Here is a 23855-nt window from a genome sequence, read left to right on the forward strand (position 1 = left end):
CGTAACGGCCCGCCCACGGACACTGCCGGTACCTACCGTGGGAGGAGTACCGCATGCGTTGGAATCTGATGTTCGCCGTGGCGTGCGCGTTGCCGCTGGCAGCCTGCAGCCATCCGGCCAGAACCGCCTCCGGCCCGTCGGCGGCGGCCGACGCCCCACCGGCCGCCACCGAACCTGCCGTGGCCGGCAGCGCGGCACGCTGCGATCCGGAGAAGGTGGCCAGCCTGGTCGGAAAGACCGCCACCGAAGCGGTGGTGCAGCAGGCCGTGAAGGCCAGCGGCGCGCGGCATGCGCGTGTGCTCAAGCCGGGGATGGCGATGACGATGGACTTCCGCGAGGATCGCCTCAGCCTGGAAGTGGACGCGCAGAACAGGATCGTGCGCGCCAACTGCGGGTGACCCCGTCGTGCTGCCTGCGCGCGGCGCAGGCAGCACATGGAACACGCCGGCCTCAGTCGCGCAGGCGCTCGGCCTTGCCACTGGACAGGGCCTGATCGATCGCCGCACGCACGTCGCGCGAGGCGCGGGCCGACGCCACGCTCTGCTGCCGGGCCAGACGCGCCTGCTCGCGGCCCATCTCGGCCTGCTCACGCGCGACCCGCGCGATCTGCTCGGTATCCACCGCCTTGCGTGCGGCGATGCGGGCCTGCCGCGCCGCCTGCGCCGCCTCGGACGCCGCCGACGCGCCGGACTGGCGAGCGGCCAGGTTGGCCACCGCGGCCACATCCACCGACGCCATCGCATCGGCGGTGACCTGCATCGATACGTCGGCCAGGTGCTGGCCCAGCTCGGACTGGAGAGTGCCCAATGCGGCCTGCGCACTGCCCAGTGCCGCGACGTCGGCCTGGCTGCGGGCCAGTTGCCGGAGCACGGCCGGATCGCGGATCAGATAACGCTCCTGGCCCCGTCGTACCCACAGGGCCGGCTCGTCGCCGTGGGCATCATGCTTGGCCTGCTTGAGATCGGCCAGCGAGGCGTCCACAAAGTTGCTGTCCCCGCCCATCAGCACGAAGGCCTGTGCGGGTTGCCGGGAGAGGTCGAGCTTGCCGTGGGTGACCAACGCCATGCCATCGCCCAGCGCTTTGGGCGGTTCCGGCGCGCGCGGTGCCGCGGGGGGAGCCGGTGCGATCGGCGCCGCCACCGGCTGCGGTGCGACCTGCAGAGCCGGTGCCGCGAGCGGCGCAGCGGCAGGCAGCGGCGTCGGCGGCGTCGGCACGCGCGGCGCGGCCGGTGCCGGCGGTGCGGGCGGCGGCGGGGTCACCGCCGCCACCAGGCGCATCGGCGCAACGCCGACCAGCACCACCATCGCGGTGATCGCCAACGCGGCCACGCGCGGGAAGCGACGGGTCTGCTGCAGGGTCAGCAGCCGTCGCTTGAGGCTGCGGAAGTTCGGCGACGCGCTGGCCACGCCCACCGCCGGTCGCGGTGCCACGCCCAGCTGCACCAGCAGCCGACCATAGTCGTGGCGACAATGGCCCTGCCCGGCCACCACGGCACCGTCGCAGGCCTCTTCGCGGGCCACGGCATATTCGCGCGCGGCCAGGTGTACCAGCGGATGGAAGAAGAACAGGTGCTGCGCCAGGGCGGGCAGCAGCCCCCACCACAGGTCGCGGCGCTGCAGGTGCACCAGTTCATGGGTCAGCGCCATGTCCAGATCATCGGCGCTCATCGCCTGCAGTTCGCGTGCCGGCAGCAGCAGTACCGGACGCCACGGCCCGATCAGCTGCGGCGAGCGGATCTGCGCGGACACCTTCAGGGTCGGCGCGCGGCGCAGACCGTGTGCTTCAGCGGCCAGATGCAGCGCCTGCTGCAGGGTCGCGTCGGTGCAGTCGGCCGCACCACGCACCAGCGCGCGGCTGTGCCGGTAGCCACGCAGGCTGTGCACCAGCATCACCAGCACGCCGGCCACCCATGCGGCCAGCAGCAGCGCCGGCCACGACCACAACGCCTGCGGAGCCGCCATCGCCACCGCGCCGGTCATGTCGGGCGCGCTCGCCAGTGCGGTCTCCACGGCCGGCAGCGCAACCAACTGCGTGGCGGGCGCTGCGGGCGCCGGCAGCACCGCCAGCTCCAGCGGGCTGCTCCAGACCAGGCCCAGCACCGCCTGCGCGGCCACCAGCCACCACAGCCGGCACCGCGTGGCGGTGGGCAGCGCCGGCAGCAGCCGGCACACGCCCCATACCAGGGCCACCAGCAGCACGCTCTGCAGGCTGGTCCAGCCCAGCCGCGTCAGCAGTTCGATCATCAGGGTGTCCATGTCTCAGCTCTCCCGCTTGCGTGACTGCAACTGCGCGACCAAGGCTTCCAGCTCGGCCAGTTCCTGGTCGCTCACCTCGGCCTTGTGCGACATGAAGGCCACGAACGGCGACACCGAGCCCTGCAACGTCTTTTCCACGAAGCTGGCCACCGCGCCCTGGACCACACTGTCCTGGCCACTGGTGGCGGCATAGCGATACACGCCTTGGACCTGCCTGCGCTGCAGGTAGGCCTTGCCGCGCAGACGCTCCATCATGGTCAGCACGGTCGAGCGGGCCAGGCCACGCTCCTCTCCGAACCCCGCCGCCACCTCACCCACGGTGGCACCGCCCTGTTCCGCTACGTACTGCAACAGGGCCAGCTCCTGGTCCCCGATGGTTTTGCCGCGCATGGCACACTCCGATGACTACACGTGTCGCCACGGTGCCAATGACTACAGATGTCGTCAAGTGCCGGAGGACGTCCGCCGACGAACGGTTGTCGTCAAGGTCGCCTTAAACCCTCTGCACGCGACCGGCATCCAAGCCGTCGAGCCGCTGATGGCCAAAGGACACCACATGCCTGCCCGACGACACCGCTTCCTGCTCATCTTCGCCGCACTGATCCTGCCCGGCCTGCCGCCGTTGCACGCGGCCACCACCGCCACCGCGTGGGAGGAGGCCAACGCGCGGACCCGCCGGTTCGTGCAGGAGACCATGCAGGTCCAGCGCATTCCCGGCCTGCAGATCGCGGTGGTCAAAGATGGCCGTGTGGTGCTGTCCGAAGCCCTCGGCCTGGCCAATGTCGAGAATGGCGTGGCGACTACACCGACCACGCGGTTTCCGTTGAACTCGGCCACCAAATCCTTCACCGGCGTGGCGATGGCGCAACTGGCCGACGCCGGGCGTGTGGACCTGGAGGCACCGCTGTCGCGGTATCTGGACGATCTGCCCGACGGGTGGCGCAGCGTGCGCGTCCGCCAGCTGCTGGCACACACCTCTGGATTGCCCGATATCCTCGACGCGCGTGGCCTGCTGGGCGGCGGCTCGGAACAGGACGCCTGGAAGGCGGTGGCCGCGTTGCCGGTGGAGGCGCCGGCCGGCCAGCGCTTCATGTACAACCAGACCAACTACGTGCTGCTGGCGCGCATCATCGCCGGGCAATCCGGCATGCCGTACGCGCAGTACCTGCAGCAGGGCCAGTTCGCGGCCGCGGGCATGCCCCGCACCACGTTCGGCGACAGCTACGACCTGGTGGCCGGCGCGGCCACGATGTACAGCTACGCACCGCGCGGCACCGATCCACCGGATGCGGCGCCGCGCCTGTCGCACTGGTTCTACGACATGCCTCCGAGCCTGTGGGCCGGGGGCGGCATCCTGACCACCGCCGATGACGTGGCGCAATGGATGGTGGCGTTGTCGCAGCATCGGCTGCTCCCCCGCCACAGCGTTGCGCGCATGTGGCGCGCCGAGCGCCTCAACGATGGCACCGACGGGAGTTGGGCCGCCGGCTGGCCGGTGCTGGGCACGGTGCCGGACCTGCAGGTCGGCGGCGTGGGCGGTGCCCGCGCCGCCTTCATCGTCTATCCCGAGCGGCAATTGGCGGTGATCGTGCTGACCAACCTGGTCGGCGCCAACCCGCAGCGCTTCATCCCGACCATCGCCGGCTTCTACGCGTCGCCGCAGGTCAGCCGCGCGGCCCGCCCATTACCGGCAGGATCACGCCGCTGATGTAGCTGGCAGTGACCGGCGAGGCCAGGAACACGTAGGCCGGCGACAGTTCTTCCGGCTGCGCCGGACGGCCCATGTCGCTGTCCCTGCCGAAATCGGCCACGTCCTGGGCCGCTTTGTCGGCCGGGTTCAACGGCGTCCACACCGGCCCCGGCGCCACCGCATTGACCCGGATTCCACGTGGCAGCAGCTGGCTGGCCAGCGCCTTGGTGAACGCGTGGATGGCGCCCTTGGTCGCCGAGTAGTCGACCAGCGCCTTGCTGCCGAACAGCCCGGTTTCCGAGCCGGTATTGATGATGCAGTCGCCTTCCTCCAGATGCGGCAGCACCGCGCGCGCCATCTGGATGTAGCCGGCGATGTTGGTCTGCAGGGTTTCCTGCAGATGCGCATCTTCCAGGTCTTCCAGGCGCTCGCAATGCAGCTGGAACGCCGCGTTGTTGACCAGAATGTCGATGCCCCCGAACGCCTTGACCACCTGCCTGACGGCCCTCGCGCAGAACGCGGGATCGCGGACGTCGCCGGCAATCACCACGCAGCGGCCGCCTTCGGCTTCCACGTGCTGGCGGGTGACCTTCGCGTCGGCCGCTTCATCCAGATGCAGTACGGCGACGTCGGCGCCTTCGCGCGCGAACAGCACCGCCACGGCGCGGCCGATACCGGAATCGGCGCCGGTGATGATCGCGCGCTTGCCCTGCAGCTTGCCGCTGCCACGGTAGTCCGGCGCCAGGAACCGCGGCGCCAGGTCCAGTTCGTGTTCGTTGCCCGGCTTGGCCAGGTGCTGGGCGGGCATTGCCTCGGGCTGCCTGCGGGTCCCGGCCTGGGTGGCGTCGCCGGCAGCCTTTTTTCTGCCGGTCTTCTTCGCTGGTGTGCCGGCCACCTGTTGCTTCGCCGCCTGCTTGGCCACACGCGCGTCCTTGGCCTTCTCCTGGTCCTGCAGGCGCCGCTGGCGTGCGGCGACGCGTGCCGCACGCGGGTCCTTGGCGGCCGCCTTGCGGGTGGCCGTCTTGACCACGGGCGTGCGCTCGGCCGCCGGCTTGGCGGTCTTGCCGGTGGTGGTCTTGCGCGGGGCGGAAGGGCGGGTTCGGGTCGTGCGGGTGGCCATCTGCGGCTCCTTTGCCAAAGCGTTCGAGTGCAGAGGCAGTGTGGCCAACCGCGCGGCCAGGCAGGGTGAGCGCGATGTGGTCGCACCGTGCATGCGTTCATCCGCTGCATACGTCGGCGAAGGCACGCTGCAGTCCGGCATCGCCCTTCCTGGAGTTCCCATGTATCGCACCCTCTTCGCGGTGGCCGCCGTGGCCACCCTTTCCGCCTGCAGCAGCGCGCCGATGGCGCAGGTGCAGCCCATCGACGGCGTGATCTCCGGCCAGTGCCACGTGGACAAGGTGCGCGGCGCGGTGGGCCTGGCCGCATCGGCCGCCACAGTTGAACGCGCCCGCGTGGACAGCGACAGCCTGCAGGTCACAGTCATCCGCGGCCAGCGCACCGGGAGCGGCCCCACCGCCAGCGGCGCGGCCGATCCCACACCCGGTGCACAGAGCGGCGGCGACCGGCTGACCATCGAGACCGGCCGTACCAACAACATCACCGCGCTCTACTGCGGCTGAGCACGCGCCCTCAGCGTTTCGGCGGTCCTGCGCGGTCTCTTCGCCGCGCGGCCTTGAGGAACCGCAGCGTCGCCTGCTCCCACTGGCGGTCGCCGCGCAGCCCGGCCAGGCGGTTCAACTGGCCGGCGCGCCACCCGTCGAATACGCACGGATCGATATAGGCCTTGCGGCACACCGCCGGCGTGTTGCCCAGCAGCGCCGCCACCGCGCCCACCACCTGGTTCTGCAGCGCCGCCAACGCCCGTTCGCTGGACGGCTCTGGCAGCGCGGTGGCTGCCAGCTGGCGCAGCGCGGCCACGGTGCCGCCCCAGGTACGGAAGTCCTTGGCACTGAAGTCCTCGCCCATCGCATCGTGCAAGTAGTCGTTGACCTGCCCCGAATCGACCGGCTGCACACTGCCGTCGTCGTCGCGGTACTGGAACAGTGCCTGCCCCGGGAGCTGCTGGCAGCGCCGGATCAGCTGCACCAGCCGGCGGTCGTCCACGTCCACTTCGTGGGCCTGGCCGGATTTGCCGCGAAAGCGCATCTGCGCCCGCCCGCCCCTGACCAGGGCCAGGTGGTGATTGCGCAGCGTGGTCAGGCCGTAGGAACGGTTGTCGCGGGCGTAGGCGGCATTGCCGATGCGCACCAGGGTATCGGCCAGCAGAGCGACCACGATCGCCAGCACCTTGTCGCGCGGAAATCCGGGCAGCGCCAGATCGCGGCGCAGGCGGCGGCGCAGCGCAGGCAGGGCCATGCCGAAGGCGATCACCCGGTCGAACTTGCCATCGCCGCGTACCCGCGACCAGTCGGCGTGGTACCGGTACTGCTTGCGTCCGCGTGCATCGCGCCCGGTGGCCTGCAAATGGCCATTGGCCTGCGCACAGATCCACACCGCGGTATAGGCCGGCGGGATCGCCAGCGCGCGGATCCGGGCCAGTGTGGCGGCATCACGGACCGCCGCCCCGTCCGCATCGCGGTAGCTGAACCCTTTTCCCGCCCGGCGCCGGGCGATCCCCGGCTGGTCGTCGCTGACGTGGCGCAGACCCGCCTGGCGGGCGGCGGTTTTCTCAGGAGTAGCGGCGACTCGGGTCGGCATGGCAGGCCTCGTGGACGGGGCGGTCAGTGTCGCCGCTGGCGGTGCGGCAGCGCGTCAATAACGCAACCCCAACACCTGTCCCCCGTCCAGGCGATATGCTCCATCGTTTCCCGGTTGGATGTCTGGAGTGCCGATGTCGTCCTTGTCGTTCCGCCGCCTGCGGCGCTGTGTGGGTCCGAAGATTCTGTCGACTGCCCTGTTCCCCGCCGTCCTCGTGCTGAGCGCGTGCCAAGCGCCGCCGATGGACGAGCAGGAGGCGGTGGGCATGCATGCGCAGCAGGCTGCCGAAGCCGCCGCCGCACCCGCCGATGCCACCGGCAAGGCACTGGAAGCGCCGCCGGTCGGCAACTGCGACGCCACCCAGGTGCAGAGCCTGGTCGGCCAGCCGTTCACCGATGCGGTGGGCAGCCAGGCCCAGCAGGACGCCGGTGCCAAACAGCTGCGCGTGCTCAAGCCCAGCGACCTGAGCACGATGGAATTCATGGGCGAGCGTCTGAACATCGAACTGGACGAAAAAGGCGTGATCAGCGGCCTGCGCTGCGGCTGAACACGCGGCGTTGGAGGCTGGAAAAGCAGGGGTTTGGTTGCGCCTGCAACCGTGTATTGCGGCGTTGCAACAACTATGCTCTAGTCGAGTCATCCGGTGCCTTCGCTTGCGCTCAACGGATTGAGCGGGGACGACTGTCGCCGCTCACCCGACTTCGAGGCAGAGATGGCCCCCCGCAACCGCCAAGGGCTTTACGACCCGCAAGATGAGCGCGATGCCTGTGGTTTCGGCATGGTTGCCCAGCTCGACGACCAGCCGTCACGGCTGCTGGTCGACACCGCCATTGCCGCACTCTCGCGCATGACCCATCGCGGCGGCGTCGCCGCCGACGGCATCACCGGCGACGGCTGCGGCCTGTTGCTGCGCCGCCCGGACACCTTCCTCAACGCGCTCGCCGCCGAGGCGGGGCTCAGCCTCGGCCCACGCTTCGCCGCCGGCGTGGTGTTCCTGCCGCACGACGAAGCCGCCGCACAGACCTGCCGCGGGATATTGGAAGAACAGTTGCGCGCGGCCGGATGCACCCCGGTCGGCTGGCGTGTGGTGCCCACCGATGCCAGCGTCTGCGGCCAGCTGGCGCGCGACACGCTGCCGCGCATCGAACAGGTGTTCGTCGATGCCGGTACCGGACAGGACGAGGCCGCCTTCACCCTGGCGCTGTTCCTGGCCCGCCGCCGCAGCGAACAGCAGCTGCGCGACCACGCCGACTACTACGTCACCACGCTCAGCCCGAACGCGATCAGCTACAAGGGCATGGTGCTGCCGGACAAGCTCAGCCGCTTCTACCCGGACCTGCAGCGCAACGACCTGGCCTCCAGCGCGGTCGTGTTCCACCAGCGCTTCTCCACCAACACGCTGCCGCGCTGGCCGCTGGCGCACCCGTTCCGGATGCTCGCCCACAACGGCGAGATCAATACCATTGAAGGCAACCGGCGCTGGGCGCAGGCGCGCAGCAAGGTGTGGAAGACCCCGCGCTTCGACATCGGCCAGTTCGACCCGGTGATCTCCATGCATGGGTCGGACTCGCAGAGCCTGGACAACATGCTGGAGCTGATGGTCAGCGCCGGCATGGAACTGATCCAGGCGCTGCGCATCCTGGTGCCGCCGGCGACCCAGTCGCTGGAGTTCAAGGACCCCGACCTGGCCGCGTTCTACGAGTTCTATGGCCTCAACAGCGAGCCGTGGGACGGCCCGGCCGGCATCGTGGCCTGCGACGGCCGCTATGCGGCGTGCACGCTGGACCGCAACGGCCTGCGTCCGGCCCGCTGGATGCTCACCTCCGACCGCCACTTCCTGGTGGCGTCCGAAGCGGGCGTGTGGGAAGTGCCGGCCGAACGCGTGGTGCGCAAGGGCAAGCTTGGCCCGGGCGAGATGATGGCCATCGACCTCAAGCGCGGCGACCTGCTCGATTCGGACGCCATCGACCGCATCAACCGTGGCCGCGCGCCGTACAAGCAGTGGCTGCAGCAGGGCGTGACCTACCTGCAGACCGAGTTGATCGATCCGTCGCTGGTCGAGGAGCCGTTCGACGAGCGCACGCTGCGCAGCTACCACAAACTGTTCCAGCTCAGCACCGAAGAGGTCGAGCAGATCCTGCGGCCACTGGCCGAAACCGAGCAGGAAGCCACCGGCTCGATGGGCGATGACACCCCGATGGCGGTGCTCAGCCAGCACAGCCGTCCGCTCTACGACTATTTCCGCCAGGCGTTCGCGCAGGTCACCAACCCGCCGATCGACCCGCTGCGCGAAGACTGCGTCATGTCGCTGTCCACCCAGCTCGGCAAGGAGACCAACATCTTCCATGCCGGCGCGGAGACGGTGAACCACGTCATCCTCAACTCGCCGGTGCTCAGCCAGCGCAAGCTGCGCCAGCTGATGAAGATGGAGCAGTACGTCGAGAAGAACCGCCTGATCGATCTCTCCTACAGCCTGGACGAAGGCCTGAAGGCCGGCATCGAGCGCATCTGCGCCGAGGCCGAAGCCGCCGCGCGCGATGGCATCGTGATGCTGCTGCTGAGCGACCGCTACCCGGTGGCCGACCGGCCGATGGTGCATGCCCTGCTGGCGACGAGTGCGGTGCACCACCACCTGTCCAATGCCGGGCTGCGCTGCGACGTCAACCTGATCCTGGAAACCGGCACCGCACGCGATGCGCACCACATGGCCTGCCTGCTCGGGTTCGGCGCCACCGCGGTGTACCCGTACCTGGCCTACCAGACCCTGTTCGATCTGGGCCGGCGTGGCATCCTGCAGCTCAGCAAGGGCGGCGAGCAGTCGCAGATCGGCCGCCGCTACCGCAAGGGCATCTACAAGGGCCTGTCCAAGATCATCTCGAAGATGGGCATCTGTACGGTGGCCAGCTACCGCGGCGCGCAGTTGTTCGAGATCGTCGGCCTCGACGACGACGTGGTTGACCTGTGCTTCCCGGATACCGCTTCGCGCGTGGCCGGCGTCGGCTTCGACCGCCTGGACCAGGAAGCGCGCGAACTCACCGTGCGCGCGTGGAACGACCTGCTGCGCCCGGACGTGGGCGGCGTGCTCAAGTACGTGCACGGCGGCGAGTACCACATGTACAACCCCGACGTGGTCATGACCCTGCAGCGCGCGGCGCGCAGCGGCGACGCCGCCGACTGGCAACGCTACTGCGAGGCCGTGCACGGCCGCCCGGTCTCCGCGCTGCGCGACCTGCTGCAGCTCAAGGCCGCGCCCACCCCGACGCCGCTGGAGGAAGTGGCTCCGGCCGAAGACCTGTTCCGCCGCTTCGATACCGCCGCCATCAGCCTGGGCGCGCTGTCGCCGGAGGCGCATGAGGCATTGGCGATCGCCATGAACCGGCTCGGCGGCCGCAGCAATTCCGGCGAAGGCGGCGAAGACCCGGTGCGCTACGGCACCGACAAGCGCAGCAAGATCAAGCAGGTCGCGTCGGGCCGCTTCGGCGTCACCGCCGAATACCTGGTCAATGCCGAAGTGCTGCAGATCAAGGTCGCCCAGGGCGCCAAGCCCGGCGAAGGCGGCCAGCTGCCCGGTCACAAGGTCAACGAGCTGATCGCGCGGCTGCGTTACGCCAGGCCGGGCATCGGGCTGATCTCGCCGCCGCCGCACCACGACATCTACTCCATCGAAGACCTGGCCCAGCTGATCTACGACCTCAAGCAGGTCAACCCGCAGGCGCTGGTCTCGGTGAAGCTGGTCAGCCATGCCGGCGTCGGCACGATCGCCGCCGGCGTGGTCAAGGCCGGCGCCGACCTGATCACCGTGTCCGGCCATGACGGCGGCACGGGGGCCAGCCCGGTCAGCTCGATCCGCTACGCCGGTGTGCCGTGGGAACTGGGCGTGGCCGAATCGCACCAGGCGCTGGTCGCCAACGACCTGCGCGGGCGCACTCTGCTGCAGACCGACGGTGGGCTGAAGACGGGCCTGGACGTGATCAAGGCCGCCTTGCTTGGCGCGGACAGCTTCGGCTTCGGCACCGCGCCGATGATCGTGCTGGGCTGCAAATACCTGCGCATCTGCCACCTCAACAACTGCGCCACCGGCGTGGCGACCCAGGACGAACGCCTGCGCGCGCAGTACTTCACCGGCCTGCCCGAGCGCGTGGAGAACTTCTTCCGGCTGCTGGCCGAGGAAGTGCGCGGCTGGCTGTCCTACCTGGGCGTGCGCTCGCTGGATGAGATCGTGGGCCGCACCGACCTGCTGCAGCAACTGGCGGTCGCGCCGCGCCCGGGCGTCAAGGTCGACCTGTCGCGCCTGCTCAACCCGGCGCAGTACGCCGGCAGCCATTGTGCCGCCCAGCGCCTGTACGAGTCACCGGACAGCCTGGCCACGCAGATGGATGGGCTGCTGGCGCCTGCGATCGCCGGCAAGCTCGGTGGCGAGCACCGCTTCCTGATCCACAACACGGACCGTTCGATCGGCACCCGCCTGTCGGGCGCGATCGCCCGCGCGCACGGCAACCAGGGCATGAGCGATGCGCCGCTGACGCTGCGCTTCCGCGGCACCGCCGGGCAGAGCTTCGGCGCGTTCAACGTGGGCGGCCTGCAGCTGGAAGTGGAAGGCGAAGCCAACGATTACGTCGGCAAGGGCATGGCCGGCGGCCGGCTGGTGGTGCGCCCGCCGCGTGGCGCACGCTTCGAGGCACGCAACACCGCCATCATCGGCAACACCTGCCTGTACGGCGCCACCGGCGGCGAACTGTTCGCGGCCGGTCGCGCCGGCGAACGCTTCGGCGTGCGCAATTCCGGTGCGCTGGCGGTGATCGAAGGCGCCGGCGACCACTGCTGCGAGTACATGACCGACGGCATCGTGCTGGTGCTGGGCAAGGTCGGGCTCAACTTCGGTGCCGGTTTCACCGGCGGCCTGGCCTACGTGCTGGATATCGACCGCGACTTCGTGGACCGCTACAACCACGAGCTGATCGACATCCACCGCATCTCCGCCGAAGGCTTCGAGAACCATCGCCAGCACCTGCATACGCTGATCAGCCGCCACCGCGAGCTTACCGGCAGCATCTGGGCGCAGCAGATCCTCGACGAATTCCGCGATTACGTCGGCAAGTTCTGGCTGGTCAAACCCAAGGCGGCCAGCATCGAATCGCTGACCGACTCGCTGCGCCGCGCCGCGTGATGCGTCGCGTGGTGCCCCGTAGTGCCGGGCTCTGCCCGGCAATCTCGACCAAACATCCGAGCACGCCATGAGCCGCAAGCACGCCTTCCAGTTCCTCGACCTGCCCCGGACCATGCCGCAGCGCATTCCGGTGGAACTGCGCACCTCCGGCGACTGGGGTGAGCTGTACGGCAAATTTGGCAAAGAGGACGCCCAGTTCCAGGCCGGCCGCTGCCTGGACTGCGGCAACCCGTACTGCAGCTGGAAGTGTCCGGTCCACAACGCCATCCCGCAGTGGCTGCAGCTGGTGCAGGAAAACCGCATCCATGAAGCGGCCACGCTGTGCCATTCCACCAACCCGCTGCCGGAAGTGTGCGGCCGGGTGTGTCCGCAGGACCGCCTGTGCGAAGGCAGCTGCACGCTGGAGGAGTTCGGCGCGGTGACCATCGGCGCGGTGGAGAAGTACATCGTCGACACGGCCCTGGCCACCGGCTGGCGCCCGGACCTGAGCGCGGTGGAGGCCACCGGCAGGCGCGTGGCGGTGATCGGTGCCGGCCCGGCCGGCCTGGCCTGTGCCGACAAGCTGGCCCATGCCGGCGTGCAGGCCGTGGTGTACGACCGCTATGAACAGATCGGCGGGCTGCTGCAGTTCGGCATCCCCAGTTTCAAGCTGGACAAGGCGGTGATCAGCCGCCGCCGCAACGTACTGGAAGGCATGGGCGTGCAGTTCCGGCTGGGCGTGGAGATCGGCCGCGACATCAGTGTGGACCAGCTGCTGGCTGAGTATGACGCGGTGTTCATCGGCACCGGTGCCTACCGCTACACCGATGGTGGCCTGCTCGGGCAGGACCTCAAGGGCGTGCTGCCGGCGCTGCCGTTCCTGGTACAGAACAGCCGCATTGTCGGTGGCAGCGACGCGCATGGCCGGCCCATTGCCGGCTGGGAGGACCAGATCGCCCTGCCGGACCTGGAGGGCAAGCGGGTGGTGGTGCTCGGCGGTGGCGACACCGGCATGGACTGCGTCCGCAGCGCGGTGCGCCTGGGCGCGGCCAAGGTGACCTGTGCCTACCGTCGCGACGAGGCCAACATGCCCGGCTCGGCGCGCGAAGTCGCCAACGCGCGCGAGGAAGGCGTGCGCTTCCTGTTCAACCGCCAGCCGTTGTCGATCGAAGCCGGTGCCGACGACGAGGTGATCGGGGTGATGGTGGTGGAAACCCAGCTCGGCGAGCCCGACGCGCAGGGCCGCCGCAACGCGGTGCCGATCGACGGCAGCGAATCCCTGCTGGAAGCGGACGTGGTGATCATCGCCTTCGGCTTCTCGCCCAGCACGCCGGCCTGGCTGGCCGCGCACGGGGTGGAAGCGGGCCAGAACGGCCGCATCGTGGCCGGTGGTGCCGGCCGGTTGCCGTTCCAGACCGCCCACCCGCGCCTGTTCGCCGGTGGCGATGCGGTGCGCGGTGCCGATCTGGTGGTGACCGCCGTGGCCGAGGGCCGCGACGCAGCCGCCAGCATCGTCCAGCTCGTTACCGCCTGATGCGTCGTGGGATCAGGCGGCGCGGGCGGCCTGCGGGTCGATGCCCGCGCGTTCGATCTCCAGCGCCATCAGCAGCTGGATGTTGTCCAGCTGGGCGCGGATACGCGCATTGCTGACAGCGTCGTCGTGGCTGCCCCCCATGTGCGCCTCCAGCATGCGGGCCAATCCGGCCAGCAGCAGCTCCGCGTCGGACGCGGGCGCCTGCCGCAGCACGCCCGCCAGGGTGCGCAGGCGGGTGGTGCGGTCGCCCACTGCGCGCGGCACCGGGATGGCAGCGGAAGGGATCGGGGTCATGGCAGGTACTCCAGGGCGGGGGATCACCGCGCCACTGTCGGTCAGGGCCGAATCCGACACCATGCAACTATTACGAAAACTCCACCCCCCGCAGCCCGGCCAGGTAGCGCTCCACCCCGGCGCTGAACCGGTCCAGCCCGGCGCGGCTGTCCACCAGCGGAGCCTCTTCCAGCGCCCGCATCAGCCCGCGCGCCTGCTTGCCCAGCCGGCGGGCGCCGACCACACCCAGCCCCCCTGCCATGCGATGCAGGCACGCGTTGACGGCCTGGGCGTCGCCGCCGGCCGTGGCCCGGATCAACCCGGACAGGTCGGCCTGGGTGGTGGTCTGCATCAGCGTCAGCACCTCACGCGCGGTAGCGACCGACCCCAGTTGCCGTCCCAGCGCCTGCACGCACGGCACCGGGTCGACCGCGGCGGCCATGTCCCCGGTCGTCGTCAGCAACGCCGCCAGGTGTTCGCGCAGGGCCTCCAGGGTGATCGGCTTGGTCAGCATCCGGTCCATGCCGGCCTGCTGGCACCGCTGCTGCGTCTGCGCCTGTACGCTGGCGGTGAGGCCCACGATCGGCACCGGCACCGCGCCGGACGCACGCTCGGTGCGCCGGATCGCACTGGCCAGCGCATATCCGTCCATCACCGGCATCTGGCAATCGGTGATCACCAGGTCGAATGCGCGGCCCTGCATCAGGCGCAGCGCTTCTTCGCCCTGCGCGGCCATCGTGTGGCCCAGGCCCAGCTGACGCAGCCGCCAGGCCATCAGCGCCTGGTGGATGGGATCGTCCTCGGCCACCAGCACCTGCAGGCCGGGCGCGAACACCGGCTGCGCCGCGTCGGCGTCGCGGGCGGATACAGCGCCTGGAGCGATCGCGATCGGCAGCGTGAGTTCCAGTTCCATCCGCGTGCCCTGCCCGGGTGAGCTGTGCATGCGCAGATCGCCGTCCATCAGCCCGGCCAGCCCACGGCAGATGCTCAGTCCCAGCCCGCTGCCGCCATAGCGGCGCCCGATCGAGGCCTCGGCCTGGGTGAACGGACTGAACAGCACCGCCTGCTGGTCGGCCGATACGCCGATGCCCGTATCGATCACCGCCAGGCACAGGCGCTGCCGGTCCCCCTCATCCGCGCGCACGTCCAGTTCGATCCGCACTCCCCCGTGCGCGGTGAACTTCAGCGCATTGCTCAGCAGGTTGAACAGGATCTGGCGCAGGCGCACGCCGTCGCCGCAATGGCCGGCCGCCACCCGCGGGTCGATCCGGGAGCGCAGCCACAGCCCCTTGTTGGCCGCCATCGGCGACAGCAGGCGCTGCACATTGCCGATGATGCCGGGCAGCGTGATCGGCGTGGCTTCCAGTGGCAGGGCACCGGCGTCGATGCGCGAGTAGTCCAGCACGTCGTCGAGGATCTGCCGCAGCAGGCTGGCGGCGTCGTGCACGGTGGCCAGCAGCGCGCATTGTTCCTCGTCCAATCCGGTGTCTTCAAGCACCTCGAGCATGCCCAGCATGCCGCTCATCGGGGTGCGTATCTCGTGGCTCATGGTGGCCAGGAAGTTCGCTTTGGCCGCGGCGGCGGCCTCGGCGTCGCGGCGCGCGGCGGCCAGCGCGGTGGCCTGCTCGTGCGAGGCGGTGACATCGATCCAGTAACCGCTCCATTTGACGCTGTCGTCGGCGGCGGCCATCGGCTGGCCGCGCGACCGCACCCAGCGCCAGCCCTGCGGCCCGCAGGCCCGGAATTCGACATCGATCACCGTCAGATGCGTGGCAGACACCTCCACGCTGCGCCGCAGATGCGCCTGGTCGTCCGGGTGGACCGTGGCGAACAGGCGCGACTCGTCGGCCATCGCCACCTCGGCCGACAGCCCGAACAGCGAGTACATGTCCCCGGTGATGTAGGGAAACGACAGCACACCGTCGCGCCCGCGATGGGCCTGGTACACCACCGCCGGCAGCGTGGCGCACACTTCCTGCAGGCGCCGCTCGGCGCGGTGGCGCTCGCCGGCCTCGCGGTGCAGCCGCCAGTAGCCATAGGCGTGCATCAACAGCAGGACCAGCACCATCAGCAGCAGCGGAATGGCCCAGCGCAGCAGGGAGCCGGACGCGGCGATCGGGTCCACCGTCACCTGTGCACCGGCCACCAGCCCGCCGGGCAGCGGCAGCCAGGCCACCTGCCCGCGCAGCGCCCGCTGACCGTCCCCCGGCGCGGACGCCGCCTGTCCAGGCCGTTGTTCCGTGGTGATCATTGGTTCTGCCCCCCTGCATCATGGTCGCCAACGGCAATGCGGCCCGGGCAGCGTCGAATGGCGGGCCGTCCTGCAAGGTGCGCCCACCCTCACCGCCACCGGAACATCGCCCCGCGCGGCCTGTCGACGTCATTGACGACAGGCGCTGCGCTGCACCCGACTCACCCTAGCGATTGCACCCGCTGCAGCAATGAAACTTGTTGCAAACCCCTGTGTGCGTGACGCCACGCACGTGATGCGCTGCGGCGCCGTCGCATTCAACCGGGCGCACCCCTGACATGCGATCGCATTACACTGCGGCCTCCTCCTTCTGCTGGATGCCCACCATGCGCATCGGCCTGGCCGCCAACCGCCTGCACCATCACGACAAGCACGCCGCGCTGTTCCGCTGGCTGCGCGCCAGCGACCGCGGCCTGCGCGAACTGGGGGTGGAACTGCATGCGGTCGGGCGTACCTACGATGCGATCCAGCGACTGGGATTCCTGCAGGATTTCGCGCCGCTGCGGCGTTATCCGAACGGGCGCGAGGGCGGTCTGATGAAACTGGTGGCCGAAGTGGTCGGGATGGGGACACCGGAACGCACGCTGGACGGGGCGATCTACCTGATGGACCCGGTCGATCCCTCCTCGATCTTTCCCGAAGCCACCGCGCTCAAACGCCAGTGTGTGATCCACGGCAAGCCTTTCATCTCCACCGTGGCCACCGCACGTGACTGGATCGAGATCGAGCGCGTGCATGCCGGGCTCGCCGCGGACCGGGGCGCCGATGATCTGCACGCCTTCGAACACCAGACCCTGGCGCTGATCGCGCACGACGCGATGAAACCGGCCATGCTGGCCTTCGCCGCTGAGCATTTCGAGGTGCTGTCGCGGTTCCGTACCCGGATCGGCACCGGCACCACCGGCCAGCGCCTCAACGCGCTGGCCTGGAGCCGGGGCTGGCCGCAGGACCAGGCGTGGGTGGAGCGCTACCAGAGCGGCCCGATGGGCGGCGACGCGCAGATTGCCGACCGCGTGCTGGAAGGCCACTGCCAGCGGGCGATCTTCTTCGAGGACCCGCACGTCGCACGCCAGCACGAAGCCGACATCCAGCTGCTTGAGCGCGCGGTAACCACAGTGACCGACCAGGCCGTGTGCATCACCGCACCGCGCGTGGCCGAACGCTGGGCGCAGGCGGCGGCGTTGCGCGCCCGCGCGTGAACGGCCGGCATTACAGCAATTGACGGAGCATTGCCTTGAGCCGGCGGCCTTCGCGCTGGAAGTAGTCGCGCTCGTCCTGCCAGGCCGGGAACCGCTTTTCCACCTCTGCCCAGAACGCCGGTGAATGGTTGGGCTGGATCAGGTGGCACAGCTCGTGGACCAGCACGTATTCGAACGCCGAGGGACGCCCCAGTACCAGCGCCAGGTCCAGCGCCATGCTGCCGTCCGGTGCCAGCGAACCCCATTGCGACGACATCACCTTGAGCCGCAACCGTGCCGGCGCGCGCGGCAGACCGGGCAGGTATCGGGGCAGCCACTGGCCCACGTCGGCACGGGTCTGGGCTTCGTAGAACTCGCGCAGGCTGCGTCGCAGGGTGGCCTCGTTGCCGCGCGCGGGCCAATGCATCACCAGGCCCGCCGCGTCGCGCTCGAGATGGGCGAAGCGGCCGCTCGCCCAGCGCAGCGCGACCAGTTCGCCACGCAGAGGCAGCTGGCCGGGCTCACCGATCACCAGCGGGGGCGGCAGGTTGTGCGCCTGGTAGCTGCGCAGCTGCGTGGACAGCCAGTCGCGGTGCTGCTCCAGGAAGCGCTCGCCCATCACCAGGCTGGCGCGCGGCGGCAGGGTCAGGCGTACGCCGCGCTCGTCCACGCTGAGTTTGATGCGACGCGCCCGCGGATCGCGCACGCGCAGTACATCGATCTCCGCATCTTCCAGGCGCAGTCGTACCGTGTCGCGCTGCAGGATGGGGGCAGCCGGCGAGATCAGGCGGCGGAGGAGTCCGGACATGGCAACAGCATAGCGCTGCCCGCGCGCCGCAGATGACTGCGGGGTAGCGGGGGCGGAGCGGGGACGCTGCCCCGCTCCGGTCCGCACCTGGCGTCAATCCGCCTTGCTGAGCTTGAACGCCTCTTCCAGCAGCAGGAACAGGCGACGGACTTCGCCGCTCTGCAGGGCAAACCGTGCGTCCAGTTCGGCACGGCGGCCGTCGTCGTCGGCGTGCTCGAGCTGGTCCAGCGCACCGTCCAGGAACTTCAGCTTGCGCACGATCAGGTCATCGCCCAGCACGAAGGACAGATTGTCCTCGAACACCAGGGCCAGCTTGGTGACCTGCTTGCCGGCGTCCAGGTGCTTGTCGATCTCGTCGCAGCGCAGTTCCTGGTGCTGGCACTTGACCACGGCGCCGCCCTCGGCCGGGTCCTTCATCTCGCATTCTTCGCCCAGGCTCAGGCCGGTCGGCAGCGCCTCGCCGGCGATCCAGCCGGTCAGGATCGAGCGTGGCGCCACTTCGGCGTTCAGCGGCATCGCCGGGAAGCTGCCGAGCAGGCCGCGGATGTCGGACATCACGTTCTCGCCGGTCTTGCGGCTGGAACTGTCCACGGCCACATAGCCGTGCGCCAGGTCGATCAGCGCATCGGTACGCGAGCTCTTGATGAAGGCGCGCGGCATCAGTTCATGCAGCAGGTCGTCCTTCATGCGCTTGCGCTCGCGGCCACCGGGCTTGCGGCCTTCCTTCTCCTCGATTTCCTCGAGCTTGCGCGCCAGCAGATCGTTGACCACCGCGCCAGGCAGGATCTTGTCTTCACCGCCCACGGTCAGCCACAGGGCATCGCCGATGCGATGGGAGAACACGGCCTTTTCTTCGCGGCCGAATGGCGAGATGAAACCGCGCGAGGTCATTTCAAGCGGACCCACCGGCTTGAGCAGGGCCTGCGGCAGCAGGGTGTCGACCTCGGAGAAATCGGTGGTGGTCGGGAAGCGGAACAGCGTCAGGTTGCGAAAGAACATGGAAGTCCGGAATGAGAGCGTGGAAGGAACGCAAGGCGCGGTGCACCGGCTAGGCCGGCGGCGGTACCTCGCCGGCGTCATCGGGGGTGGGCCACCCGCCCGGGGCGGCCCGCGGGGCGTCCTGCGTGCGCCCCAGCGACAGGAAATCGAACAGGGCCGGATCAGCCAGCTGCGACGGATGGATGTTGCCCAGCGCGCGCGCGATCTGGTCGATCCGGCCCGGGTGCGCCTGCTCCCAGCCCTGCAGCATCTGCGCGACCTGGCGGCGTTGCAGGGTGTCCTGGCTGCCGCACAGCGTGCACGGGATGATCGGGAACGCGCGTGCCTGCGCGTAGCGGGCAATGTCCTGTTCGCTGACGTAGGCCAGCGGACGGATCACCACATGCGCGCCATCGTCGCTGCGCAGTTTGGGCGGCATCGCCGACAGCTTGGCGTGGTGGAACAGGTTCAGGAAAAACGTGGCCACGCTGTCGTCGCGATGGTGGCCCAGGGCAATCTTGGTGAAGCCATGCTCGGCCGCATGGCGGTACAGGGCACCGCGCCGCAGCCGCGAACACAGCGAGCACATCGTGCGCCCTTCCGGGATGACCCGGGTCACCACCGAGTAGGTGTCCTGCTCGATGATCTGGAACGGCACGCCGATCGAGCGCAGGTAGCCGGGCAGCACGTCGGTGGGAAAACCGGGCTGCTTCTGGTCCAGGTTGACGGCCACCAGCTCGAAATCCACCGGCGCCTTTTTCTGCAGCTGCAGCAGCAGGTCCAGCAGGGTGTAGCTGTCCTTCCCGCCGGACAGGCAGACCATCACCCGGTCGCCGGCCTCGATCATGCCGAAGTCGCCGATGGCCTGGCCGACCTGGCGGCGCAGCCGCCGCGCCAGCCTGTCCTGGTCCGCCTCGGCCGCACGCGGATCGCGGGCGCGCAGGACGGGATCGGGCAAGGGCAGGACGGCGCTCATGACGGTCATTCTACCGGCTCGCCGCCGCCCCCATCGCCACCGGGAGGTGACTGCGTTCACTCCCGGGCATCATCATGGATGTGTATGCTCAATGGCCGTGGATACCCTGACGCCCACCGAGATCAGTACCCGTCTTGCCATGCTCCGGCAGGAGCACCGTGCGCTCGACGAACAGATCCTGCACATGGCCGCCAATGGCGAAGACGAGCTGGACGCCAAGCGCCTGAAGCGGCGCAAGCTGCAGCTCAAGGACTGCATCGCCAGACTGGAAAACATGCTGATTCCCGACGAACCGGCATAACACCGGCACCCGGCGAGCCGACCGTTGGTCGGCTGCCCTTCCTGCCGGCTGCCTCAGTCCTGTGCCACCGGCTCATCCGGCTTGGCCGCCTCCGGGCTGACCCGCTCGATGGTGTGGCGCAGCTCGCGGCCGAGGATGAACTTGGCGTCTTTGGCCCAGGCATCCAGGCGGTCGTCGAACAGCAGCTTGCTGTTCTCGTCCGGCCATACCAGCCGCAGCTCGCGCAGCTTCTGGATGAAGCCGCGGAACAGCGTGCGGTCGAAGAACTCCGGCGCGGCCGGCGCATACAGCAGGCTCAGGCGCTGCGCGGCCTGCTGGCACAGGCTTTCCAGCTCGGCCGCGCCGAGCGTGCCCGGGCCATTCTTCACCAGCACCGAGATGGCGATGTAATAGCGCTCGAACGCCTGCTGCAGCGAGTGGCCGATGGCACGCAGACGGAAGACTTCGTCGGTCTGTCCGGTGTTGCGCGCCAGGATGCCGCCGTCGTCGTCATTGACGTTCTGCAGCAGGCCCTCGCGCACGAACACGTTGATGGTCTGCTCGATGCGCTGGGCGAACTCGTCCTCGCTCCACGGCAGGAACAGCTCGGCCTGCAGGAACGGGTACACCGTGCGGCCCAGCTGCACCAGGCCGGTACGGCTCATGCGACGGTTGTTCTGGAAGCAGCACGCCACCCACGACGAGGCCGTGAACAGGTGCAGCACGTTGTTGCGGAAGTAGCTGAGCAGCACTGCCGTATCACCGCTGACGCTGAGCACATCACCGAGCGGGTGCTTGATGCGGGTCAGGACGTTGATTTCCTCGGCATGGGCGATGATCCGCTCCGGCGAGTGCGGGGTCACCGTCACGCGATCGGAGTACGGCATCTCCACCAGCAGGGTTTTGCACAGCTCGATCTGCGCGATCAGGTCGGCCTCGCCCATCGCATGCTTGGGCGTGGACAGCAGCGCCAGCGCCAGCAGGTTGATCGGATTGACGTCGGCGGCGCCGTTGATATGCACCTGGATGCGTTCGGCCAGGTGGTCGACCGTGCCCGACAGCCACGACGGCTTCTCGTCTTCGCCGACCGGCTGCCCATTCCACTCCGGCGCCTGCTGGGCCAGCACGTCGTTGAGCGCGATCGGCTCGCCGAAGTTCACCACGACCTGGCCGTAGTTCTGCTTGAGCACCTTGGGAATGGACCACAGCAGCTGCCAGATCGATTCCTTTTCCTTGGGCCGCCCGGACAGCTCATCCAGGTAGCTGCCGCCTTCCATCAGCTTTTCGTAGCCGATGTAGACCGGCTGGAACAGCACCGGCTTGCGCGGCTGGCGCAGGAACGCGCGCAGCGTCATCGAGATCATGCCGCCCTTGGGCTGCAGCAGGCGACCGGTTCGCGAGCGGCCACCCTCGACGAAGTACTCGATCGAGTAGCCACCCGCCACCAGCTGCGCCACGTACTCGCTGAGCACCGCCGAGTACAGCGCGTTGCCGCGGATGGAGCGGCGGATGAAGAACGCGCCTCCCTTGCGCAGCAGCGTGCCAACCACCGGCAGGTTCAGGTTGATGCCGGCCACGATGTGCGGCGGCACAATGCCACGGTCGTACAGCAGGTAGGACAGCAGCAGGTAGTCCATGTGGCTGCGGTGGCTGGGCACGTAGACCACTTCGTGCCCGGGCGCGGCCGCCTTGAACTTGTCCAGGTGATGGACCAGCACGCCGGCATAGATGCGGTTCCAGACGTGGCTGAGCATGAAGCTCGCCGAGCGCACCACCGGGCTGGAATAGTCCGCGGCGATTTCCCAGGCGTAGGCATGCGCCTTCTTCCAGGCATCGGCCGGCTTGGAGTTGTCGCGCTTGGCCTGCGAGGCGATCGCCTCGCGCACGGTGTCGGCATCGAGCACCTTGTCCACCAGCAGGCGGCGGGTGGACAGATCCGGACCGATCACCGATTCACGGATACGGCGGAAGTGCGTGCGCAGCACCCGCTGCAGCTTGCGCACGGTGCGCTCGGGGTCCAGCCCCTCGTCCACGGTGGTGCGCAGGGAAATCGGCGGCGCGAAGCGCACGATGGTGCTGCGGCCGTTGAGCAGCACGGCCAGCAGGCGACGGAACCGGCCCACCAGTGCCCAGTTTTCCGAGAACAGCACGGCGAACCAGCCGCTCTGCTTGTCCGGCGCACGTCCGACGAAGATCGACACCGGCACCAGGTGCACGTCCAGCTCATCGCGTGCGCGATGGGCCTGCAGCACCTTGGCCAGCGAATCCGAATGGGTCTTGGCGCCGCGCTGCTCGGGAATCAGCGAGTTGCTGCTGCTGCGGCGGGACAGCGCCAGGTAGGCACGCCGGCGCCCGGTCGGGTCGCCGGCGATGGGCACCAGCGGCGAGGGCAGGCCGGCTTCACGGCAGGCCTTGTCCAGGATCAGCGCGTTGGACAGCCCGTAGTCTTCCAGCACATAGACCACCGGGCGGCCGTCGTTGTACTGGCCGGGATGTTCCGGTTCGATCTTCAGCGACAGCCACGGCTCGACCAGCCGGCCCAGCAGGCGCGCCCACCACGGGCGGCGGCCCACCGGGGCACGGGTTCCGGGCACGATGGCGGACGGCGCGGTTGCCGCCGGGTCGGCCGCAGCCGGCGCCTCACCGGGCTCGGCCGGAATGCCGGCAACGGGCGCGGTGTCGGGCGACGCGGACGGTGCGTCCGGCGTCTTGGGCGGCTCTTCGCCGGGGAAAGGCAGGGGATTCTGGTTCGGCATCGGCTTCATTATGGCTTAGCCGGTGCGGAAGCATCGTCCTTGACCGCAGCGGCCGCCTCTGCTTCAGCCGCCTTGGCGGCGTCATGTTCAGCTTGTGCGGCCTCGGCGGCCCGCAGCAGCGCGTCGATGTCTTCGAGCGTCCGCGTCACGTACCAGTGGCCCTCGCGACGGGTCATGCGCACCTGTGCGTCGATCTGTTCGCCCGCCAGCGGGTACTGGATCCGCACCACGGCGGTATCGCCCTGCTGGGACACCAGTTCGCCGCGCAGTTCGGTCAGCGCCGTGTCCAGCGACAGGCCGTAACTGGCCAGCGCGGTTTTGAAGGCCTTGGCGAACGGTCCCAGCCGGCGCAGCGAACCTTCCATGCCCGCGGCCTGCAGTTGTTCCTCGGTCGACAGCGCGGCGGTCCGCGCCGTGGCCGTCAGCAGGGTGATGGTGGTGCGGGCGCGCTGTTTGTCGGTCAGCGGGGCGGCGGCCGCCCAGCGGCTGAGCGCGTCGACCACCTGGGTGTAGTGGGCGCGCTCGGTTTCGCTGTAGTCGCTCTGGTTGCGCAGGTACTGCACACCGAACAGTCCCATCGAATGCGCCGCCTGGCGCACCCCCGTGGCCTGGCCGGCAATCTGCGCGTCGAAGGCGCGCTGCAGGCGCTGCGGCGCGTCCGGCCGTGACAGCGCGGCCATCATCGGCAGGAACTGACCATCCAGCGGCAGTTCGGTCAGCGGCCAGCGGCTGCGTCCCTGGGCCCAGGCCGCCTGCAGGCGGTCGTACTGGGCCGGCGGCACCGACGCCTGCGCGTAGCCGACCAGGTCATTGTCGGCGACGAGGCAGGCAAGCTGGCGCAGGGCCGCCACCGGTTCGGCGGCTGGCGCATCCGGATCGATCTGATCGCGCTTGCACGCACTGAGCAGCACCAGGCCGCAGAACGACAGCGCCAGTACCCACTCTCGACAACGCCCTGGCATCAACGGCATGGACATGAATTCGGACTCCCCGGACCGGTCCGCATCTTGCGGCCTGCGGCCCTGCAGC

General features: G+C 69.4%; 19 protein-coding genes. 8 read left to right on the top strand and 11 right to left on the bottom strand.

Annotated features, from left to right (window positions below):
- The first annotated feature begins 53 nt into the window (after window positions 1-53).
- Complete coding sequence (locus tag OC534_RS05560) at window positions 54-398, top strand: I78 family peptidase inhibitor (RefSeq protein ID WP_136005681.1); 345 nt, start codon at window positions 54-56, stop codon at window positions 396-398.
- 52 nt (window positions 399-450) lie between these two features.
- Here OC534_RS05560 and OC534_RS05565 read toward each other — a convergent pair whose 3' ends face one another.
- Together OC534_RS05565 and OC534_RS05570 are read right to left on the bottom strand one after the other, a co-directional pair.
- On the bottom strand, window positions 451-2256 hold the full coding sequence (locus OC534_RS05565) for a M56 family metallopeptidase (RefSeq protein WP_262071527.1): 1806 nt from the start codon (window positions 2254-2256) through the stop codon (window positions 451-453).
- Between the two features lie 3 nt (window positions 2257-2259).
- On the bottom strand, window positions 2260-2646 hold the full coding sequence (locus tag OC534_RS05570) for a BlaI/MecI/CopY family transcriptional regulator (RefSeq protein ID WP_136005687.1): 387 nt from the start codon (window positions 2644-2646) through the stop codon (window positions 2260-2262).
- 166 nt (window positions 2647-2812) lie between these two features.
- Between OC534_RS05570 and OC534_RS05575 the strand changes: the two genes are divergently transcribed.
- Window positions 2813-3964 (top strand): serine hydrolase domain-containing protein, encoded by a 1152-nt coding sequence (locus OC534_RS05575; protein WP_153165469.1) that lies wholly within the window; start codon window positions 2813-2815, stop codon window positions 3962-3964.
- On the opposite strand, the gene OC534_RS05580 is transcribed toward OC534_RS05575, so the two are convergent.
- Window positions 3921-5066, bottom strand: a complete 1146-nt coding sequence (locus OC534_RS05580) for an SDR family oxidoreductase (RefSeq protein WP_153165470.1) — start codon at window positions 5064-5066, stop codon at window positions 3921-3923. The two genes, OC534_RS05575 and OC534_RS05580, sit on opposite strands and share 44 nt — an antisense overlap.
- A 160-nt stretch (window positions 5067-5226) precedes the next feature.
- Between OC534_RS05580 and OC534_RS05585 the strand changes: the two genes are divergently transcribed.
- Window positions 5227-5568 (top strand): hypothetical protein, encoded by a 342-nt coding sequence (locus OC534_RS05585; RefSeq protein WP_017355655.1) that lies wholly within the window; start codon window positions 5227-5229, stop codon window positions 5566-5568.
- Window positions 5569-5578: 10 nt separating this feature from the next.
- On the opposite strand, the gene OC534_RS05590 is transcribed toward OC534_RS05585, so the two are convergent.
- Window positions 5579-6646 (bottom strand): DNA topoisomerase IB, encoded by a 1068-nt coding sequence (locus OC534_RS05590; protein WP_017355654.1) that lies wholly within the window; start codon window positions 6644-6646, stop codon window positions 5579-5581.
- A gap of 133 nt (window positions 6647-6779) precedes the next feature.
- Here OC534_RS05590 and OC534_RS05595 point away from each other — a divergent pair, with 133 nt between their 5' ends.
- From OC534_RS05595 to OC534_RS05605, 3 genes are all read left to right on the top strand, one after another.
- The gene (locus tag OC534_RS05595) at window positions 6780-7193 is read left to right on the top strand and encodes an I78 family peptidase inhibitor (RefSeq protein ID WP_017355653.1); all 414 of its coding nucleotides are present in this window, start codon (window positions 6780-6782) and stop codon (window positions 7191-7193) included.
- 165 nt (window positions 7194-7358) lie between these two features.
- Complete coding sequence (gene gltB / locus OC534_RS05600; RefSeq protein ID WP_017355652.1) at window positions 7359-11813, top strand: glutamate synthase large subunit; 4455 nt, start codon at window positions 7359-7361, stop codon at window positions 11811-11813.
- A gap of 67 nt (window positions 11814-11880) precedes the next feature.
- Complete coding sequence (locus OC534_RS05605; RefSeq protein ID WP_017355651.1) at window positions 11881-13326, top strand: FAD-dependent oxidoreductase; 1446 nt, start codon at window positions 11881-11883, stop codon at window positions 13324-13326.
- 12 nt (window positions 13327-13338) lie between these two features.
- On the opposite strand, the gene OC534_RS05610 is transcribed toward OC534_RS05605, so the two are convergent.
- Window positions 13339-13620: a hypothetical protein gene (locus OC534_RS05610; RefSeq protein WP_206147395.1), complete on the bottom strand. Its 282-nt coding sequence runs from the start codon at window positions 13618-13620 to the stop codon at window positions 13339-13341.
- 70 nt (window positions 13621-13690) lie between these two features.
- Complete coding sequence (locus OC534_RS05615; RefSeq protein ID WP_166472419.1) at window positions 13691-15850, bottom strand: PAS domain-containing hybrid sensor histidine kinase/response regulator; 2160 nt, start codon at window positions 15848-15850, stop codon at window positions 13691-13693.
- A 326-nt stretch (window positions 15851-16176) separates the two neighbouring features.
- On the opposite strand from OC534_RS05615, the gene OC534_RS05620 reads away from it, so the two are divergent.
- Window positions 16177-17049, top strand: coding sequence for a methylglyoxal synthase (locus OC534_RS05620; RefSeq protein WP_136005699.1), 873 nt, complete (start codon window positions 16177-16179; stop codon window positions 17047-17049).
- Between the two features lie 10 nt (window positions 17050-17059).
- Here the strand turns inward: OC534_RS05620 and OC534_RS05625 are convergent, their stop codons facing one another.
- From OC534_RS05625 to ttcA, 3 genes are all read right to left on the bottom strand, one after another.
- Window positions 17060-17836: a SprT family zinc-dependent metalloprotease gene (locus OC534_RS05625; RefSeq protein WP_153165472.1), complete on the bottom strand. Its 777-nt coding sequence runs from the start codon at window positions 17834-17836 to the stop codon at window positions 17060-17062.
- A gap of 93 nt (window positions 17837-17929) precedes the next feature.
- Entirely contained in the window at window positions 17930-18835 is a 906-nt protein-coding gene (locus tag OC534_RS05630; RefSeq protein ID WP_017355646.1) for a recombination-associated protein RdgC, read from the bottom strand.
- 49 nt (window positions 18836-18884) lie between these two features.
- Window positions 18885-19790: a tRNA 2-thiocytidine(32) synthetase TtcA gene (ttcA, locus tag OC534_RS05635; RefSeq protein ID WP_192813862.1), complete on the bottom strand. Its 906-nt coding sequence runs from the start codon at window positions 19788-19790 to the stop codon at window positions 18885-18887.
- A 97-nt stretch (window positions 19791-19887) separates the two neighbouring features.
- Between ttcA and OC534_RS05640 the strand changes: the two genes are divergently transcribed.
- A complete protein-coding gene (locus tag OC534_RS05640) occupies window positions 19888-20091 on the top strand; it encodes a DUF465 domain-containing protein (RefSeq protein ID WP_026070656.1) in 204 nt (67 codons plus the stop codon).
- A gap of 53 nt (window positions 20092-20144) precedes the next feature.
- On the opposite strand, the gene plsB is transcribed toward OC534_RS05640, so the two are convergent.
- Window positions 20145-22835, bottom strand: coding sequence for a glycerol-3-phosphate 1-O-acyltransferase PlsB (gene plsB / locus OC534_RS05645; protein ID WP_017355302.1), 2691 nt, complete (start codon window positions 22833-22835; stop codon window positions 20145-20147).
- Complete coding sequence (locus tag OC534_RS05650; RefSeq protein WP_262071528.1) at window positions 22835-23803, bottom strand: hypothetical protein; 969 nt, start codon at window positions 23801-23803, stop codon at window positions 22835-22837. Before OC534_RS05650 ends, plsB begins: the two co-directional genes overlap by 1 nt.
- Window positions 23804-23855 lie beyond the last annotated feature (52 nt).

The organism is Stenotrophomonas sp. Marseille-Q5258, from assembly GCF_946900935.1.
In the GTDB taxonomy this organism is placed as follows: domain Bacteria; phylum Pseudomonadota; class Gammaproteobacteria; order Xanthomonadales; family Xanthomonadaceae; genus Stenotrophomonas; species Stenotrophomonas nematodicola.

Coding starts and splice junctions, on each gene's coding strand:
- OC534_RS05605 (WP_017355651.1), top strand. CDS start 11,881: ATGAGCCGCAAGCACGCCTTCCAGTTCCTCGACCTGCCCCGGACCATG.
- OC534_RS05630 (WP_017355646.1), bottom strand. CDS start 18,835: ATGTTCTTTCGCAACCTGACGCTGTTCCGCTTCCCGACCACCACCGAT.
- OC534_RS05565 (WP_262071527.1), bottom strand. CDS start 2,256: ATGGACACCCTGATGATCGAACTGCTGACGCGGCTGGGCTGGACCAGC.
- OC534_RS05595 (WP_017355653.1), top strand. CDS start 6,780: ATGTCGTCCTTGTCGTTCCGCCGCCTGCGGCGCTGTGTGGGTCCGAAG.
- OC534_RS05575 (WP_153165469.1), top strand. CDS start 2,813: ATGCCTGCCCGACGACACCGCTTCCTGCTCATCTTCGCCGCACTGATC.
- ttcA (WP_192813862.1), bottom strand. CDS start 19,790: ATGAGCGCCGTCCTGCCCTTGCCCGATCCCGTCCTGCGCGCCCGCGAT.
- plsB (WP_017355302.1), bottom strand. CDS start 22,835: ATGAAGCCGATGCCGAACCAGAATCCCCTGCCTTTCCCCGGCGAAGAG.
- OC534_RS05610 (WP_206147395.1), bottom strand. CDS start 13,620: ATGACCCCGATCCCTTCCGCTGCCATCCCGGTGCCGCGCGCAGTGGGC.
- OC534_RS05570 (WP_136005687.1), bottom strand. CDS start 2,646: ATGCGCGGCAAAACCATCGGGGACCAGGAGCTGGCCCTGTTGCAGTAC.
- OC534_RS05585 (WP_017355655.1), top strand. CDS start 5,227: ATGTATCGCACCCTCTTCGCGGTGGCCGCCGTGGCCACCCTTTCCGCC.
- OC534_RS05560 (WP_136005681.1), top strand. CDS start 54: ATGCGTTGGAATCTGATGTTCGCCGTGGCGTGCGCGTTGCCGCTGGCA.
- OC534_RS05580 (WP_153165470.1), bottom strand. CDS start 5,066: ATGGCCACCCGCACGACCCGAACCCGCCCTTCCGCCCCGCGCAAGACC.
- OC534_RS05620 (WP_136005699.1), top strand. CDS start 16,177: ATGCGCATCGGCCTGGCCGCCAACCGCCTGCACCATCACGACAAGCAC.
- gltB (WP_017355652.1), top strand. CDS start 7,359: ATGGCCCCCCGCAACCGCCAAGGGCTTTACGACCCGCAAGATGAGCGC.
- OC534_RS05615 (WP_166472419.1), bottom strand. CDS start 15,850: ATGATCACCACGGAACAACGGCCTGGACAGGCGGCGTCCGCGCCGGGG.
- OC534_RS05590 (WP_017355654.1), bottom strand. CDS start 6,646: ATGCCGACCCGAGTCGCCGCTACTCCTGAGAAAACCGCCGCCCGCCAG.
- OC534_RS05650 (WP_262071528.1), bottom strand. CDS start 23,803: ATGTCCATGCCGTTGATGCCAGGGCGTTGTCGAGAGTGGGTACTGGCG.
- OC534_RS05625 (WP_153165472.1), bottom strand. CDS start 17,836: ATGTCCGGACTCCTCCGCCGCCTGATCTCGCCGGCTGCCCCCATCCTG.